At 44.8% G+C, this 17591-nt stretch carries 16 protein-coding genes and 1 pseudogene; 7 read left to right on the plus strand and 10 right to left on the minus strand.

Features of this window, described 5'->3' with window-relative positions:
* Positions 1–65: 65 nt before the first annotated feature.
* Both nhaC and MOC09_RS00330 read right to left on the minus strand, forming a co-directional pair.
* Complete coding sequence (gene nhaC, locus MOC09_RS00325) at positions 66–1427, minus strand: Na+/H+ antiporter NhaC (protein WP_268360008.1); 1362 nt, start codon at positions 1425–1427, stop codon at positions 66–68.
* A 124-nt stretch (positions 1428–1551) separates the two neighbouring features.
* On the minus strand, positions 1552–2052 hold the full coding sequence (locus tag MOC09_RS00330; RefSeq protein ID WP_268360010.1) for a universal stress protein: 501 nt from the start codon (positions 2050–2052) through the stop codon (positions 1552–1554).
* A 162-nt stretch (positions 2053–2214) separates the two neighbouring features.
* Between MOC09_RS00330 and MOC09_RS20140 the strand changes: the two are divergent.
* The 3 genes and pseudogenes from MOC09_RS20140 to bmrD form a co-directional block, all read left to right on the plus strand.
* A pseudogene (locus MOC09_RS20140) lies at positions 2215–2371 on the plus strand (hypothetical protein); the annotation flags it as partial.
* A 128-nt stretch (positions 2372–2499) separates the two neighbouring features.
* The gene (gene bmrC / locus MOC09_RS00340; protein WP_268360011.1) at positions 2500–4257 is read left to right on the plus strand and encodes a multidrug ABC transporter ATP-binding protein BmrC; all 1758 of its coding nucleotides are present in this window, start codon (positions 2500–2502) and stop codon (positions 4255–4257) included.
* Positions 4254–6272: a multidrug resistance ABC transporter ATP-binding protein/permease BmrD gene (gene bmrD / locus MOC09_RS00345; RefSeq protein WP_268369221.1), complete on the plus strand. Its 2019-nt coding sequence runs from the start codon at positions 4254–4256 to the stop codon at positions 6270–6272. Before bmrC ends, bmrD begins: the two co-directional genes overlap by 4 nt.
* A 50-nt stretch (positions 6273–6322) precedes the next feature.
* Here the strand turns inward: bmrD and MOC09_RS00350 are convergent, their stop codons facing one another.
* The 6 genes from MOC09_RS00350 to spaC form a co-directional block, all read right to left on the minus strand.
* Positions 6323–6943, minus strand: coding sequence for an SDR family oxidoreductase (locus MOC09_RS00350; protein ID WP_268369222.1), 621 nt, complete (start codon positions 6941–6943; stop codon positions 6323–6325).
* 36 nt (positions 6944–6979) lie between these two features.
* The gene (locus MOC09_RS00355) at positions 6980–7105 is read right to left on the minus strand and encodes a hypothetical protein (protein ID WP_268360014.1); all 126 of its coding nucleotides are present in this window, start codon (positions 7103–7105) and stop codon (positions 6980–6982) included.
* Positions 7106–7210: 105 nt separating this feature from the next.
* On the minus strand, positions 7211–7414 hold the full coding sequence (gene sspB / locus MOC09_RS00360) for a beta type acid-soluble spore protein SspB (protein ID WP_003224226.1): 204 nt from the start codon (positions 7412–7414) through the stop codon (positions 7211–7213).
* A gap of 206 nt (positions 7415–7620) precedes the next feature.
* Entirely contained in the window at positions 7621–7830 is a 210-nt protein-coding gene (locus MOC09_RS00365; RefSeq protein WP_268360015.1) for a YheE family protein, read from the minus strand.
* 157 nt (positions 7831–7987) lie between these two features.
* Positions 7988–9349, minus strand: a complete 1362-nt coding sequence (gene yheD / locus MOC09_RS00370; RefSeq protein WP_268367225.1) for a spore coat associated protein YheD — start codon at positions 9347–9349, stop codon at positions 7988–7990.
* Positions 9339–10430, minus strand: a complete 1092-nt coding sequence (gene spaC / locus MOC09_RS00375; protein ID WP_268369223.1) for a spore coat associated protein SpaC — start codon at positions 10428–10430, stop codon at positions 9339–9341. The genes yheD and spaC overlap by 11 nt, the downstream gene beginning before the upstream one ends.
* 253 nt (positions 10431–10683) lie before the next feature.
* Between spaC and MOC09_RS00380 the strand changes: the two genes are divergently transcribed.
* A complete protein-coding gene (locus MOC09_RS00380) occupies positions 10684–11817 on the plus strand; it encodes a DUF445 domain-containing protein (RefSeq protein ID WP_268362851.1) in 1134 nt (377 codons plus the stop codon).
* Between the two features lie 92 nt (positions 11818–11909).
* Complete coding sequence (locus MOC09_RS00385) at positions 11910–12263, plus strand: YlbF family regulator (protein ID WP_268362849.1); 354 nt, start codon at positions 11910–11912, stop codon at positions 12261–12263.
* Between the two features lie 43 nt (positions 12264–12306).
* Here MOC09_RS00385 and MOC09_RS00390 read toward each other — a convergent pair whose 3' ends face one another.
* Entirely contained in the window at positions 12307–13380 is a 1074-nt protein-coding gene (locus tag MOC09_RS00390; RefSeq protein ID WP_268369224.1) for a DNA alkylation repair protein, read from the minus strand.
* A gap of 487 nt (positions 13381–13867) precedes the next feature.
* On the opposite strand from MOC09_RS00390, the gene MOC09_RS00395 reads away from it, so the two are divergent.
* A complete protein-coding gene (locus tag MOC09_RS00395) occupies positions 13868–14734 on the plus strand; it encodes a Cof-type HAD-IIB family hydrolase (protein WP_268369225.1) in 867 nt (288 codons plus the stop codon).
* Between the two features lie 112 nt (positions 14735–14846).
* Positions 14847–16352, plus strand: coding sequence for a coproporphyrinogen III oxidase (locus MOC09_RS00400; protein WP_268362491.1), 1506 nt, complete (start codon positions 14847–14849; stop codon positions 16350–16352).
* A gap of 18 nt (positions 16353–16370) precedes the next feature.
* Here the strand turns inward: MOC09_RS00400 and khtU are convergent, their stop codons facing one another.
* On the minus strand, positions 16371–17588 hold the full coding sequence (gene khtU / locus MOC09_RS00405; protein ID WP_268362488.1) for a K(+)/H(+) antiporter subunit KhtU: 1218 nt from the start codon (positions 17586–17588) through the stop codon (positions 16371–16373).
* Positions 17589–17591 lie beyond the last annotated feature (3 nt).

Genomic DNA, 17591 nt, shown 5'->3' on the forward strand with positions numbered 1-17591 from the left:
TTCAAACTTGAAGGTGTTTTTATTTGTCTCATCTTATGGGGGCAGTCCCTGCAAGCGGTGCTCTTTTATTTTTTAACAAATCCAATCAAAATGGAGATCATCGGCGATATATAAAGGAAAAACGTAAACGGAATATAGTCTATGACGGGAACACCGAGTGCGCTCGCCATAAAAGCGCCGCTGACGCCCCAAGGGATTAACGGGTTAATCAATGTTCCGCCATCCTCTAATGATCTTGTCAGAAATTTTCGCGGGATGTTTTGTTGGTCGTATAAGGATTTATATGATTGTCCCGGTATTAATATTGATAAATACTGTTCGCCGGTTGCCAAATTGACGCCGATGCTTGAGCCGACAGTTGCTGCAACGAGACGGCCTTTTGAGCGGATGCCTTTCATGACGCCTTCCAATAGTGCTGAAATCAATCCGATTTTCTCCATCAATCCGCCGAGTGCAAAAGCAATCATAATGAGAGAGACAGAGCCCATCATAGATTGCAGACCGCCTCTGTTGATGATTTTTGCTGCCGCCTCATTATCTGTTTCGAATGTTGTGCCATTTTGTAAAGCTGTCATAAATGCCTGAAGGCTGCTGTCAGGTACAAAAATAGCAGTCAACATTCCCGAGGAAATAATTCCGATAGTCAGAACGGGAATCACGGACACACGCTTAATTGCCAGCAAAACGACTAAGAGCGGGGAAAGAAGGGCCCACGGTGTCACGTTTGCGGCATCCTTTATGCCGGTTATGACACGTTGGATATCATCAGTTGAAGCGGCATCAGCTGACACAGATAAACCAAGAAAGTAAAACAGAACGACGGTGATGAGCAAAGCCGGAATGGTAGTGCCCATCATATGGCGAATGTGTTCAAAGATCGGTATTTCGCCTATGCCGGCGGCAAAATTGGTGGTGTCTGACATCGGAGACATTTTATCACCAAAACAAGCGCCGCATATGACTGCGCCCGCCGTCCATTCAAGCGGAACGCCGGCCGCGCTCGCCACGCCGATCAGCGCTACCCCGATCGTGCTCACAGTAGTCAGGCTTGAGCCGACAAGTGTGCTGATGATCATGCATGAAAACAAAGCTGTCAAAAGGAGGTGGCTTGGTTCAATAAAGGACAGAGCATAAACTGTCACGGACGGTATTGCGCCGCTGTACATCCAAGCGCCGATTAAGATGCCGATCAGCGCCAGAACGATAATCGGCTGTACGCCGTTTTTGATTCCATCAACAATCCCCTTTTCTAGGCTCTTCCAGGAAAAACCGAACCATAAACCGGCTGCTGAAAGCATGACAACACATAGAAACAGCGGGATATGCGGTTCTGTATGAAGAAAGAATAAGCAAGAAATAATGATGCCTAACATGAATATAAATAAACCGACGGCTAACGGAAACGTCAGCTTTTTTTGAGATTCCAAAATAACACCCCGTATTTTCTTTAATGCTTTTGTGCTTTTGGGCACGAAAGCATTATAACAGAAAAAAACGAAAATCTATGTTTTTTCACAATTATGAATATAAAAAAGCGAGCACAGGGCGTGCTCACTTTACGATCAGAACGGGTATATCTGATTTTGCTGAAAGTTTTTCGCTCACACTTCCAAATAGCAGCTTTTTCAGCCTGTTTTGGTCTCTGGTTCCAGTTACGATCAAATCTGCAGAAATGCGGTTTGCATGCTCGATAATTGATTCAGCAGGATCGCCTTCTAAAATATCGATATCTCCATCTGCCTGCTGGTCATTCAGCATCATTCTCGCTTCAGCGATGACCTCTTCTGTACGGTCTTCGTAGATCATTGGCTCAGGTGAGGCAACATCAGATATCAGCGGCTCGGGAACACTTGTCATGCCTCCGCCAATATAGCTTGCCCCGGCTGCGGGCCTCGGCGGGTCGATGATGGTCTGATTGTCTTTCATATCATGTGAATGGGCGACGGTAATGGCGGCATTTACGGTATTAGCAAGGTCAATGGCTGTCTGAAGCGCTTTCTTGCTATTTTCACTTCCGTCAAACGCAACGATGATACGGTCAGCATGAAACATCATTCTCACCCTCTCAAAACGTCTTACAACACCATACCCGGATTTAAGCACAATTAACCTTTTCCTATTCAAGTAATGATTGACAAAAAAAGGTTTTGTTTATATGATGAAAAAAAGATGAAATCAGAACGGAAGGAGGGTTTGCTATGCCAAGGAATTTGCGTGTTTATCAAACAGTTTCATATTGGCGCGGCAATCCCTATGTTCTGTTTAATTGAACGGTTTATTGGCCTAGCCGCGCGCTGAAAAGCGCTGTGCATATCATTTGGATAAAAAAGGCATGGAGCTGACGCTTCATGCCTTTTTTATATACAAAATTGAAGGAAAGACAGGTGTATGGGATGTGAAGACAAATACAGAGGCGAGGGCAGCTCACGTCAAACTGAACGAAAAAAGCAGCAAGGAAAAAATAGAAGGCGGCTGATGAGATAAAGGAGATGGGAATCGATGTTTTCAGTTTTGAAAAAGCTTGGCTGGTTTTTTAAAGCTTACTGGCTGCGCTATACGATTGCGATTGTGCTTTTATTAGGAGTTAATGTCATTGAAATGTTTCCGCCCAAGCTCTTGGGGAATGCCATAGATGACATGAAATCAGGGGCATTTAATGCGGAAGGGCTGCTGTTTTATATCGGTATCTTTTTTGTGCTGACGGCGGCCGTGTATATCATGTCTTATTTTTGGATGCACCAGCTGTTTGGCGGAGCGAATGTGATGGAGAAAATTCTTCGTACAAAGCTGATGGGGCATCTGCTGACGATGTCGCCGCCGTTCTATGAAAAAAACCGGACAGGCGATTTAATGGCACGGGGGACGAATGATCTTCAGGCCGTCAGTTTAACGACGGGGTTTGGCATCTTGACGTTAGTCGACTCCACGATGTTTATGATGACGATCTTTCTGACAATGGGATTTTTAATCAGCTGGAAGCTGACCTTTGCCGCCATTATCCCGCTCCCTATTATGGCGATTGCAATCAGCCTATACGGAAGTAAAATTCATGAGCGGTTCACGGAGGCCCAAAATGCGTTTGGGGCGCTGAATGACAGGGTGCTTGAATCCGTTTCAGGCGTGCGGGTGATTCGCGCATATGTGCAGGAAACAAACGATGTTCGCCGATTTCATGAAATGACCGCAGATGTTTACCGGAAAAACATGAAAGTGGCATTTATTGATTCGCTGTTTGAGCCGACGGTGAAGCTGCTTGTCGGCGCCAGTTATCTGATCGGACTTGGCTATGGAGCATTTCTTGTATTCCGGAACGAGCTGACAATTGGCGAGCTTGTGTCCTTTAACGTTTATCTCGGCATGATGATTTGGCCGATGTTTGCAATCGGTGAACTTATTAATGTGATGCAGCGAGGTAATGCGTCATTAGATCGGGTAAATGAAACCCTTTCTTATGAGCCGGACGTGACAGATCCAAAGCAGCCCGCTGAACTGAAAGAGCCAGGAGATATCGTTTTCAGCAATGTCTGCTTTACATATCCAAGCTCAACAAGCAGCAATATTCACGATATTTCGTTTACGGTGCGAAAAGGGCAGACTGTTGGGATTGCCGGTAAAACAGGGAGCGGGAAAACGACGATTATCAAGCAGCTCTTGCGCCAGTACCCTCCCGGTGAAGGGAGCATCACATTCTCAGGCGTGCCGATTGAGCAGATCCCTCTTGATCGGCTCCGCGGGTGGATCGGATATGTGCCGCAGGATCATTTGCTGTTTTCACGAACGGTAAAAGAAAATATCTTATACGGAAAACAGGATGCAAGTGATGAAGAGGTTCAGCAAGCTATTGCCGATGCACATTTTGAAACCGATTTACACATGCTTCCGTCCGGCCTGGAGACAATGGTCGGCGAAAAAGGCGTGGCGCTGTCCGGCGGGCAAAAACAAAGAATCTCGATTGCGAGAGCACTTATGGCGAATCCGGAGATTTTGATTCTGGATGATTCGCTTTCTGCCGTAGATGCTAAAACAGAGGCGGCGATTATCAGCAATATCAGAGAAAACCGCAAAGGAAAAACGACTTTTATTTTGACGCACCGTTTATCCGCGGTAGAGCATGCTGACCTGGTCCTTGTGATGGACGGCGGCGTGATTTCGGAGAGAGGCACGCATCAAGAGCTGCTGGCCAATAATGGGTGGTATCGGGAACAATATGAAAGACAGCAGCTGTTCACTGAGGAGGAAAGGGGAGCAGGCGCATGAAAACAGGAAAAACGTTATGGAGATACGCACTCCTTTATCGAAAATTGCTGATCACAGCCGTCCTATTGCTGGCAATCGCTGTCGGGGCAGAACTGACCGGACCGTTTATCGGCAAAAAAATGATTGACGATCATATCCTCGGCATTGAGAAAACATGGTATGAAGCGGAAAAAGATAAAAACGCCGTTCAGTTTCACGGCACTTCATACGTCAGAGAGGACCGGATGCAGGGCCCTGTTTCTAAAGAAAAAGAAGCGCATATTTATCAAGTGGGAATGGCGTTTTATTTTGTTGATCAGGCGGTCAGTTTTGATGGGAACAGAACGTTTTCTGACGGAAAGCTGACGATTACAAACGGAGACGAGAGCCGGACATATGAAGCCGAAAAGCTGACAAAGCAGGAGCTTTTCCAGTTCTATCAGCCGGAAATAAAGGGAATGGTGTTTCTGATCTGCTTGTATGGGGGCTTGCTTGTTTTTTCGGTATTCTTTCAATACGGACAGCATTATTTGCTGCAGATGAGCGCCAATCGCATTATCCAAAAGATGAGGCAGGACGTGTTTTCGCACATACAGAAAATGCCGATTCGTTATTTTGACAACCTTCCGGCCGGTAAAGTGGTTGCGCGGATTACCAACGATACGGAGGCCATCAGGGATTTATATGTCACAGTGCTGTCAACATTTGTGACAAGCGGAATCTATATGATTGGGATATTCACGGCTTTGTTTCTGCTGGATGTTAAGCTCGCGTTAGTGTGTCTGGCAATTGTGCCGATTATCTGGCTGTGGTCGGTCATATACCGAAAATACGCGTCATATTACAATCAAAAAATCCGCTCAATCAATAGTGGCATTAACGCAAAAATGAATGAGTCCATTCAAGGCATGACGATTATTCAGGCTTTCCGTCATCAAAAAGAAACGATGAGAGAATTTGAGGAATTAAATGAATCACATTTTTATTTTCAAAACAGGATGCTGAATTTAAACTCCTTAATGTCCCATAATCTTGTCAATGTGATCCGAAACCTTGCGTTTGTCAGTTTGATCTGGCATTTTGGCGGTGCAAGCCTGAATACGGCCGGAATGGTTTCCATCGGTGTGCTGTACGCGTTTGTCGACTATTTAAACCGGTTATTTCAGCCGATTACAGGCATCGTCAATCAGTTTTCAAAGCTGGAGCTTGCACGGGTCTCTGCCGGACGCGTTTTCGAACTCCTTGAAGAAAAGGATACGGAAGAAGCGGGTGAACCGGCGAAGGAGCGCGCGCTGGGGCGGGTGGAATTTCGTGATGTGTCATTTGCCTATCAAGATGGTGAAGAGGTATTAAAACATATTTCCTTTACCGCGCAAAAAGGCGAGACCATAGCGCTCGTCGGCCATACCGGATCTGGAAAAAGCTCGATTTTAAATCTCTTGTTTCGTTTTTATGACGCGCAAAAAGGGGATATTCTGATTGATGGGAAGAGCATTTACAACATGTCAAGGCAGGAACTCAGATCCCAAATGGGCATTGTGCTTCAGGACCCATACTTATTCTCGGGCACAATCGGTTCAAACGTCAGTCTGAATGACGAACGAATGACTGAGGAAGATATCAAAAAAGCACTGCAGCAAGTTGGTGCCGATCCGCTTCTGAAAAAGCTTCCGAAAGGCATAAATGAACCCGTGATTGAAAAAGGCAGCACGCTGTCTTCCGGAGAGCGGCAGTTAATTTCTTTCGCCAGAGCTTTGGCGTTTGATCCCGCCATTTTGATTTTAGATGAAGCAACAGCACATATTGATACAGAGACAGAGGCCGTGATCCAGCAGGCGCTCGATGTCGTGAAACAAGGACGCACCACCTTCGTCATCGCCCATCGGCTCTCAACAATCAGAAACGCAGATCAGATTTTGGTCCTCGATAAAGGAGAAATTGTAGAAAGAGGGAATCATGAGGAGCTAATGGCGGTTAGAGGCCAATATTATCAAATGTATGAACTGCAAAAGGGCCAGAAACATTCCATTGCATAAAGCACAAAAACCCAAAACAATCGTGTTTTGGGTTTTTTGTTTTTATGTAGTTAATAAGCCAGTCCCACACGGTATCCGGCATACTCTCCTGTAACGAGCTCACGATATAGAAAATCAGCAGTATCGCCGACCGAAATCCTTGTGCCGCCCTCAGGCAAAACGCTACGCTCGGTTCGATAAACGCCGGTTGCTGTTCCGTCCGGAAGGTAAGTGGGACAGATAATTGTCCAGTCTAACGAGGATTCTTTAAGCATTTCGTATACTTTTGCGTGCTCTTTGGCGGCGCGGGTCAGCTTTCGTTTCGATTCATTTGTTTCAAACCGGTATTTTCCTGGTTCATATCGGGAATCAAGAATGCCTGCGGTACCGATCGTAATCAGCCGTTTCATATCCTGTTCCCGCATAATGGCGAGAATGTGTGTCATAGCTGTTGACAGGGTATCATCACCATCCGTGCCGAGACAGCTGATCACGATTTGAGCATCCTTTATCACGTTTTTTACATCTTCCCGGCAGCGTGCGTTCCCCGTAACGATTCGGTCTTTTGGAAGGGGAAGCTCAGTAGGTTGAGATCTGACCAGAGCATATATGTCAAATTGTTCATCTGCGGCAGCTTGTTTTAAAAAAGCTTGTCCGACGCGGCCGCTGGCTCCAAATAAAGCGATTTTCATCAAAAACCCTCCTCGCCCTATTATAAAAGGATGTTCTCAATTTGAACAGCGCGGGAAAGAATACCTGTACAAATAGACAGAATGATGGGAAACATATTCATGAATCATGGATATACTTACGAACTGAACCAGCTCCCAATTCACAAAGGCGATGAATGACACCCTTATTCCCTCCCTTTTTTTCTAGGATATGTGGAGCAGGAAAAAAGGGTGACAAATATAAAGAGAGCGCGGAAACCGCGCCCTCTATAGCCATATATTAAGTTGTTATTGTACTCTGCCGCCCATTTGCTGTTGAGCGAAAGATACTAAACGTTTTGTGATTTCTCCTCCGACAGAACCGTTAGCGCGGGAAGTTGTTTCCGCTCCAAGGTTAACGCCGAATTCAGAAGCGATTTCAAGTTTCATTTGATCGATAGCCTGAGCTGCGCCAGGAACTAGTAAGTCATTTGAAGAATTTTGGTTAGCCATGTGTAAAATCTCCTTTTTGTTTAGTGTGGTTGGGTTAACTGGAGTTGCACCAGTCTGTGGACCCGTCTCGGGTGTCACTGCCCCTCGGCGTAACCCAATGCTTGCCGGCTTGTTACTAGTATTATGTTAAAATGCCCGGAAGCTCATGCGGATAATTGAGTGGTAAATCTTGAGAAGCTAAAAAAAGCTTAGCCGTTCAGGCTAAGCTAGTCATAAATATGAAAAAGCATCAGTTCATGTATCTCATTTTTAAGAGCAGGCTCGTCAGCGCGGGCGGGAAACAAGTCTCCCCATTCAATTTCACCGCTTTTATGATAGATGCCTTCATAATGGGTTCCTTTATAATAAAACGAAATGCTCCATCCGGGCAGCTTCTCTTTTTGGAACAACGGTTTCCAGCTAAAATGCGAAATCATTACGCCACGCTCCTTAAAATTGATATCCATTGACCTGATACGAACGATTATTTTCATTGTATCACTGTTTCAGAACATCATTGAAGAGGTCTTTGTGCGGCAGTTTGTCCTAGGTTTGGAAAAAGGTAAGCCCGCTTTATCAAAAAAAGCGGACAGATTACGAAGGCCATAACGCATCATGGGAGGTGATCGCCTTCTCGGATAGATAGGATGCGTATTCAAAGCTTCTTCGTTTTGTCAAAGAATCAACATGATGCAAGTTTGGATGAGAAAAAATACTGCGGCCCGGACGTGAATTCGCTTCAAACATCCATACCTTACCGTTCTGATCAATGCCAAAATCGAAACCGATCTCCCCGATAAACCCCTCGATATGGTCGTGAAGCACATGACTTGCCGTCAGTGCTGCAGCAGAAAGCTTTTTAATGACCTCAATTCTTTCAGCGGGATCATCATATACTTCCGCAAGTGTTTTTACCGTTCCGCCATTCGAAAGATGGGTTGTAATGCTGTTTTCTCCGGAAATTTTGACGGCTATGGCTGTCACCGTCCATTTCCCTTTTCTGTTTTTATTCGTATGGACGCGGAAATCCGCTGGTTTTCCTTGAAATTTGATCAGATCCACACCTTGCTGAATGAGAAAGTCGGATGGATCGTGCTGTTTTTGAAATTCTGCCAGAAATGCAGCGGCATCGGAATAATTGATTGCAGAAAACGTTTTGGCATCGTTCGTATGTTTCACCGTCAGGCCATCGTCTGTTTTTGTCAGCTGATAAATTCCGGTGCCGAGTGCTCCGTTTGCAGGTTTGATATAGACTTTTTTGTATGCATCACAGAGTTCTGCAATTCTTTCCACAGATGGTGTCAGCTCCGATTTTGGCAAAAAAGGAGCTGTTCTCGGATCTTGTTCGAGCAATTGATGAACGCTCCATTTATTAAAAAATGTTTTATTAAACCATGGGATTTGATATTCATCAATCAGCCGTTTTTTTGTATGCTGCAGGAGAAGCGAATCTTCAATTTTTCGGTTTGGCAACCGGTCATAAACGACATTTGGCAGCGGGACGATTTTTTTCTCCCAGCCGTTTTCCCTGTAAAGGAGCGCTTCAATTGTGCCTTCCTCCCAATTGATTTGATGCGCGCCAAAAACGAAACAGTAGCCTCCTGCTTGCTCGTGTAACGTCACAAGCTTAGAAAAAAAGAGGGAACGGTCCTTAAAAGGGCGCTCAAGAGATACGGAAAACCCCGCCGTAAAGATACCGATCAGCGGTCCGATATGAACCGTATGATCATGAATCAGAATGTCAGCCCTGCTTCGGTGGGGAAGCAAAAGCTCATGAAACAGATTTTCAGAGAGAAGCACGGTTTGTTCTAGATGCTGTCTATAAGAAACGTGGCATCTGACAACCTTCGTCCCGAATGCGGCATGCAAAAGTCCGTCTTGCTTTAGAGATGAGGGCAGAAACAGGGTATTTTCACTGGTTTTGTCTATGCCGATCAAAAACCGTTTACCATTCACGCGGAAGAACTCCTTTCTGGCTTTGCTCGGAAAACAGGTATTGGCAGCGTTTAAGGGGGCAGGTGTACAGCTGTTCTTTTTGCTCGGGAGAGACACGCAGGATTGATTTTCTGCCGGGTTTGGAATTGATATCCATGATCCAAATTCTCCCGTCCTTTGCAAGGCATATATCGAGTCCGAGTTCAAACAGCGGTCCGTAGCGCTCGTCAAGATAATACGGAACCGATTGGGTGATCGAGAACACGTCATCAAGTAAGACCACTTGCTGTTTTTTCGGTATATCTTCAAACCACGAATCAAATGTCAGTGCATCAGATCCGCCTGACAAATTGGCCAGCAGCCCATGTTTGTATCCTCGTCTTACTGCCTTGCCGACTGTATTCCATTCACCTGCTTCGTTTTTTTCCATGAACAGGCGGATATCACATGGGTATTGTTCCTTATCTTGAATATTTAAATAAGGCTGAAGCAAATATTGGTGCTGAAGCACTTTTTTGCACCATGTTTTGAAAGAAGTTTGGTTGGAAAAGGTTTTTGACTGCTTATCCTTTCCGATGTGATAAGTGGCAGTGATGTTTTTCTTGCCCAGCTCCAAAAGAATTACGCCTCTGCCTCCTGCACCGAACGCCGGTTTTAGGATGCAGGCTTTTTCTTTAGATAAAAAGGAGTGGATTTGCTCATAACGGTTCACCTTCATCGTTTCCGGAATATAGGGGTTAATGACAGCATGCTGCTGCAAATCTTGAAGGACGGTCCACTTATCTGGCAAGCCCAGCCCGATGAATTCCGTTTTCGGATATTTTTTGAGCCACTCAACGATCGGTTTTGCTTTTTGGGATTGTGAATCCTTGCCGTAAAAACAGCGGTCATAAATATAATCTGGTATTGCCATTTCAGTTTCGTTCCATGTGCTGCTGGCCGAATGATAGACTGATGCTTTCACACGCAAGGTGTCAGGTGAAATATCAAACGGCGTAAACCGGATGAAACGTATGCCAAATTCGGGTGCTCTTTTGGCCAGCTCTGCGGAATAGTCCGCTTCATGCTGGCGGGATAAGGACATAAAACCAAGTGTTATCATGGTGAGACTCCCCCTTTTATTCAAAAGCTGCCGGCGGGTGTCAGCAGCTTTACGCTAAATACATGTAAACGGTATTCTACTCTACAGAATACGATTCTCCACCTTGCCCTATTCCAGATGAACAAGCTGATTTTATGACAACAGGAATTTGTCTCCTTATTTGCTAAGTGATTGCATCAACCTCTATAATACGAATAGATATATCATCTATATGAAAAAAAGCTGAAGCACAGATGGAGGAAGATGAATAGGAATGGGTATTGCAGGAACCTTTATTTTTATGATCGTGATCGGCGCCGTCATTGGCGCGGTGACGAATCATTTAGCAATTCAAATGCTATTTAGGCCTTATAAGGCGTACTATTTGTTTGGAAAACGAGTCCCTTTTACCCCCGGGCTGATTCCAAGAAGGCGGGATGAACTGGCAAAACAAATGGGACTGATGGTCGTCAATCATCTGTTAACCCCTGAGGGCATTAAAAAGCGGCTCGTCTCTGATACAGCCAAAACGCAGGCTCTCCAAATTGGGGAGCAGCTGATTCAAAAGCTGACACTTTCTGAAATGACAGTAAAAGAAGCGCTTGAAAAAGCCGGGGTGAAGAGTGCTGATGAAGCGGCAGATGCATGGATCAGCAACTGGACGGATGATAAGCTGAATCAGCTTTTCCGCCAATACGAGCACCAATCGTTAAAAGAGCTGGTGCCTTTGGAAGTGCAGGAAAAGCTTGAGGAAAAGATCCCGATGATTTCAGGATATATATTGGCACGCAGCGTCAGATATTTTGAAAGCGATGAAGGAAAAATCCGACTCGGCAATATGATTGATGATTTTTTAAAAGAGCGCGGCATGCTTGGAAGCATGGTGCAAATGTTTTTGGGCAATACAAGCCTCGCAGACCGCGTGCTGCCGGAGCTGCTGAAGTTTCTGAGGAACGAGGAAACAAATAGACTGCTTTCTGATCTTTTGAAAAACGAATGGGGCAAGCTGAGAGAGTATACGTTTTATGAAGCAGACGAAAAATGGAATGCCAAAGCGCTTATTTTCAGCCTGAAACGAAGCGTGCTGAAAACATTTTCGACTGCTCCTTTCTTCGACAATACGATTGGCAGTCTTGCTGTCCGCTATGAATCTGAGCTGGCCCAGCAAATGCTCCCGGCGCTGTTAGACAAATTGCTTGAAGGGATTTCGGCCAATCTTGAAAGTGTTTTAAAACGGATGCGCCTTGAGGAGATCGTCAAGGAGCAGGTGGATCAGTTCCCGGTGCAGCGTCTTGAAGAAATGGTGCTGTCCATTTCAAAAAAAGAATTTAAAATGATTACTTATTTGGGAGGCCTTCTCGGCGGGATCATAGGTGCGATTCAAGCGCTGTTTGTCATCCTTTTTTAAGAAGAAATGGTTTGTGATTAATGAAAGGAGCTCCATAGTTTGTTATAGTGGAGTGGTATGTCAAATGGCAATGATGAAAGGAGCTATTTATAATGGCTGTTAATTTTTATGATGTAGCGTATGATCTGGAAAAAGCATTACGCGGGAGCGAAGAGTTCACCCGTTTAAAAAACCTTTACGATGAGGTAAACGCAGATGAATCAGCGAAGCGCATGTTCGAAAACTTCCGTGACGTGCAGCTTAGACTCCAGCAAAAACAAATGGCAGGAGAAGAAATTACACAAGAAGAAGTGACACAGGCTCAAAAAACTGTTGCGCTTGTACAGCAGCACGAAAAAATTTCTCAGCTGATGGAAGCGGAACAGCGCATGAGCATGCTGATCGGTGAATTGAACAAAATCATTATGAAGCCTTTAGAAGAGCTTTACGGCAGTGTTGAAGGCTAATGAAGCAAATCCCTTCTTGGAAAAGAAGGGATTTTTTATTCATTCAGCAAATTTCGAAATCCAGTGAGTCTTTTGTCTCTCCGTTGATAATCACTGATAATGTATGAGTGCCTTTGTAATGTTTTCTGGTCGTTAGGTCCTTAAAGGAATGATTTTTTGTGTATGACTTCGTTTCGTTTTTTCGAATAGTTGTTTCTGTTATTTTAAATATTTTTTGATGACGCTGGCCCCTTGCTTTGACAAAATCAATCGCGTACTCAATTCTCACTTTTTGATCCCTGTCTGATCGAACAGAAAAAGAAAATGCAATGCTTTCGCCAATGGCTATACGGCTTGGTTGGCATGTTAGATCATGTATTTGTATTGAATCGGCATTTTCATAACCAAAAAGCGCTAAGGCTTGTTTATCACCCTTTTTTAATAAGGTACGATAGGCGTGTTTGATGATCCAATCAGAATAGGGATGTGTTCCGTACCATTGATCTGCGACTTTTCTCAGCAAATGAGGATGTGTTTTTGATATATCATTCAGATTGTTGGCCACGCTTTTTCGTACATATAAGGACTCGTCCTGCATCAGATTCTCAAGGATCGGCAGAACCGGAGAAGGGTCCGATTTCAAAGCGGGTATCGATTTTCCCCATGGCAGGCGGGGTCTGCTTCCTTCACTCGCAAGTCTTCTCACGTGCTCATTTTCATGCTCAGACCATGCAAGCAATTGTGCAATCATTTTGTCTTGATCCAAAAGCAAAAAAGGCCTCACAGCGAATTCTGAAGTAGAATATTGCGTAAAGTATTCCAATGCGTGTATCGATTCATCCCAATGCGCTAACCCGTACTGCTCCACATAATCAGGGAATAGAATTCCGCTGAGTCCTTTAAAATGAGGGGCAGCATCCCGTAAAATGGCCACCGCTTCACCGAAATGTTTTGGCAGTGTTTCGTATAAGGAAACTGTAATGCGGCGCATCCGCTCTTTTAATGCGAGCCCAGGCCATTCTTCCTTCAGTAAATGTTCCTCAAATCTGTCTTGGTTAAAATCAGGATAGGATGCCTTAACATGGTGTATTAATCGAGATAGTAGTTTTTCATTGTATATTTCTTTTAAATCAGCCATCTAATCACCGCTTTATCGCTTAGTATGTATATTATATGAGAATATATGTTCTGCATCAAGTGTCGTGTTCCAAAAATTGACAATTAGTGCTACCTCAGGTATACATCACCTGGTCACTTTTTTTAGTTAAAAAAACCCTTGTCATCTGCAAAGAAAACTGAGATAATACCATTGAAAGCGCCTACACTTACCTGATTTATAAATGGATACGGTCGCATATCATGCCGTTATATAGAGGGGATAAGCAACAGAGAGTAAGTGTTCGGAGCGCATCATTGGTCAAACAAGGGGTTCCTGATACATGATTTTTCGTAAATCGAAATAACGATATTAGGGAGAATGGCTGCTTCGATCGTATCCTATATGTTTCAATCCACAAAGTCTGCTGAGCCAGGCTTTTTTTGCTTTGCGGAAAAGGTTGTTCTAAACACAGAGACAGGGTCATATCTTATACACAAGTACAGTCATCAAGGAGGGGGACATCTCTGTGTCAAAACAACTGCTTGCCTTAAATATAGATGGAGCGCTGCTTCGGTCGAACGGGAAGATTCATCAGGCAACGAAAGACGCGATTGAATACGTTAAGAAAAAAGGGATTTACGTCACGCTCGTGACCAACCGCCATTTTCGTTCAGCACAGAAAATCGCGAAATCGCTGAAGCTTGATGCCAAGCTGATCACCCATAGCGGGGCATACATTGCTGAAAAAATAGACGCCCCGTTTTTTGAAAAAAGAATTTCTGACGATCACACCTTTAATATTGTTCAAGTGCTGGAGAGCTATCAATGCAATATTCGGCTTCTGCACGAGAAATATTCTATTGGAAACAAGAAAAAAGTAAATTCGAATTTATTGGGGAAAGCACTCATTCACCCGTCTGATCCGATCTTTTATCCAGTCCAGTTCGTTGAATCATTAAGCGATCTTCTCATGGATGAGCCGGTAAGTGCGCCTGTCATCGAAGTGTACACGGAGCACGACATCCAGCATGACATCACAGAAACAATTACGAAAGCCTTCCCTGCGGTTGACGTGATTCACGTAAACGATGAGAAGCTGAATATCGTCCCGAGAGGTGTCTCGAAGGAAGCGGGCCTGGCCCTCGTCGCTTCAGAGCTGGGGCTGACCATGGATGATGTCGTGGCCATCGGGCATCAGTATGACGATCTCCCGATGATTGAACTTGCCGGCCTTGGGGTAGCGATGGGAAACGCCGCTCCGGAGATCAAGAGAAAGGCTGATTGGGTCACAAGGTCCAATGACGAGCAGGGTGTCGCTTATATGATGAAAGAATATTTCCGAATGCAGCAGCGAAAAGGATTTCTTGATAAGTTCCACATGAAACGTGTATAAAAAAAGCCGCTCGCGCCCTGACAGGTGCGGCGGCTTTTTTGCCGGATTGATTTTAGCGGTTTATTTCTGTACACTAAAGAAAGTTTTGAATCTGATAAATTAGGTGATGACGTTGCAAATTAAAATAGAAGGCATACATGATGACCGCCTGCATCGGCCTCTGCAAAATATTGCAAACTTGTTTTATGAAGAGTGCGAGCTTGTGTACGGCGGAGATGAGCCCGCAGATGTTGCTATTTCTTTAGCGTGCTCACAAACGGATGAGCAAGTGACGGTTTCGGGAGAAGTGAAGGGAACTGGCATTACGGAGCAGCATACAAAATCTTTTTCTCCCGGCATGAATGAAAAAGAAGCTTTTAAGCAAGTGAAAAACACGATTTCTTATGTGTACCTTAATCTTCTTCAAGCACATACGGGCATCACGCAAAAGTGGGGAATCCTCACAGGTATCCGGCCGACAAAACTGCTTCATAAAAAGCTGCAAAGCGGAATGTCGAAGGAGCAAGCGCATGCTGAATTGAAAAAAGACTATTTAATTCATGATGAGAAAATCGAGTTAATGCAGGAAATTGTAGACCGGCAGCTGGCGGCAGTGCCGGATCTGTATGAAGTAAAGGACGAAGTCAGCATTTATATCGGCATTCCGTTCTGTCCGACAAAATGCGCGTACTGCACGTTCCCTGCGTACGCCATCCAAGGGCAGGCGGGCAGAGTCGGTTCATTCTTATGGGGGCTGCATTACGAAATGCAGAAAATCGGCGAATGGCTGAAGGAGCATGATGTTAAGGTTACAACCATTTACTTTGGCGGCGGGACGCCGACAAGCATTACAGCGGAGGAAATGGATCTGCTGTATGAAGAAATGGTCCGCTCCTTCCCGGATGTGAAAAACATTCGCGAGATTACGGTGGAAGCCGGCCGCCCTGACACGATTACAGAAGAAAAACTCGCCGTGTTAAACAAATATGACATTGACCGGATCAGCATCAATCCGCAATCCTATGAAAACGAAACGCTAAAGGCGATTGGACGGCATCATACAGTTGAAGAAACCATTGAGAAATATCATCTATCACGCCTGCACGGCATGAATAATATCAACATGGACCTGATTATCGGTTTACCCGGGGAGGGCGTGAAGGAGTTCAGGCACAGCCTTTCAGAAACGGAAAAACTGATGCCGGAATCTCTTACGGTTCATACCCTTTCCTTTAAACGGGCGTCTGAAATGACAAGAAACAAGCATAAGTACAAAGTCGCTGGCAGGGAAGAGGTTTCTCAAATGATGGATGACGCGGTAGCCTGGACGAAAGATCATGGGTACATGCCTTATTATTTATACCGCCAGAAAAACATTCTTGGAAACCTTGAAAATGTCGGATACTCTTTGCCTGGACAAGAAAGCATCTATAACATCATGATTATGGAAGAGGTGCAGACGATTATCGGCATCGGCTGCGGCGCAGCAAGTAAATTTATTGATCGTGAGACAGGGAAAATTACGCACTTTGCCAATCCGAAAGATCCGAAATCATACAATGAGCGCTTCGAGCACTACACGGACGAAAAGATCAAATATTTAGAGCAGATTTTTGAGAAAACAACAAAGCAGCACTGATTTACAGTGCTGCTTTTTTTATCCCCTTTTTTTTGCAGGCTGAACATCAGGCTTCCATTTAAATACCATGTTCAGCAGGCGGTAGATTCGTTTTGATTCCTTTGTTAAAAGCGGTCCTAAAATCGCCAGTATGAGGACATATAATGCCGCAAATGGCTTTAATGTGGCTGACAGGCCGCCGGCTATCCCGAGATTGGCAACGATAATCGAAAACTCGCCCCGTGATACGATCGTCAGGCCGATATTCGATGAAGCTTTATGGGAAAGCCCTGCGCGCCGTCCTGCCACCATTCCGGCGATAAAGTTCCCGAGGATGGTCAAAATCACTGCTCCCAGCGCAAGCCAAACCGCTTCACCGAGCGAAAACGGGTCGATGCTGAGTCCGAAGCTGAAAAAGAACATTGCTCCAAAGAAGTCGCGAAACGGAACAACTAGATGCTCAATCCGGTCAGAATGCTCTGTTTCAGAAAAAACCAAACCGAGCAGCAGCGCGCCAATCGCTTCTGCTACATGAATCGTCTCTGAAAACCCGGCGATAAAAAAGAGTGCGGCAAAAATGACGATAATAAACACTTCATTTGAGCGAATATCCAACAGTTTATTCAATAGCGGCGGGAGCTTTCTGGCTGCAATAAAGAACAGCAGCATATAACCGAAGGCGATCAAAATGGACAAGAGCGCACTCCCTACGGATGTCGCATCACCTAGCACAAGGCCGGACACAACCGACAAATACACGGCAAGGAATATATCCTCGAACATAATGATGCCAAGAATCAGCTCGGTTTCCGGATTGGCCGTTCTTTTTAAATCAACGAGCACTTTTGCGACAATTGCACTTGACGAGATTGTGATGACGCCTGCGAGGACGAGGACTTCCAGAAAGGAAAACCCGGTGATAAACCCATAAAGCATTCCGAGGCTGAAATTAATCAAGATATAAATCGTTCCGCCGATTGCGATTGATTTTCCGGATTTGATTAATTTTCCAACGGAGAATTCGAGTCCGAGATAGAAAAGGAGGAACAGCACACCCATCCGTCCGAAAAACTCGATAATTTCACTGCTTTCTATAAATGTAAGGTCGATAATCCCTACTTTCGGCGCGTGCGGTCCAAGCAGCATTCCAAGCACAATCAGAAATGGAATAATTGAGAATTTAATTTTATTGGCGATTAGACTGGCAATCGCCACAAGCACAAGTGCAGTCCCGACTTCAAATACAAGATGATCCATCGG

The sequence above is a fragment of the Bacillus sp. N12A5 genome, assembly GCF_026790125.1.
In the GTDB taxonomy this organism is placed as follows: Bacteria; Bacillota; Bacilli; order Bacillales; family Bacillaceae; genus Bacillus.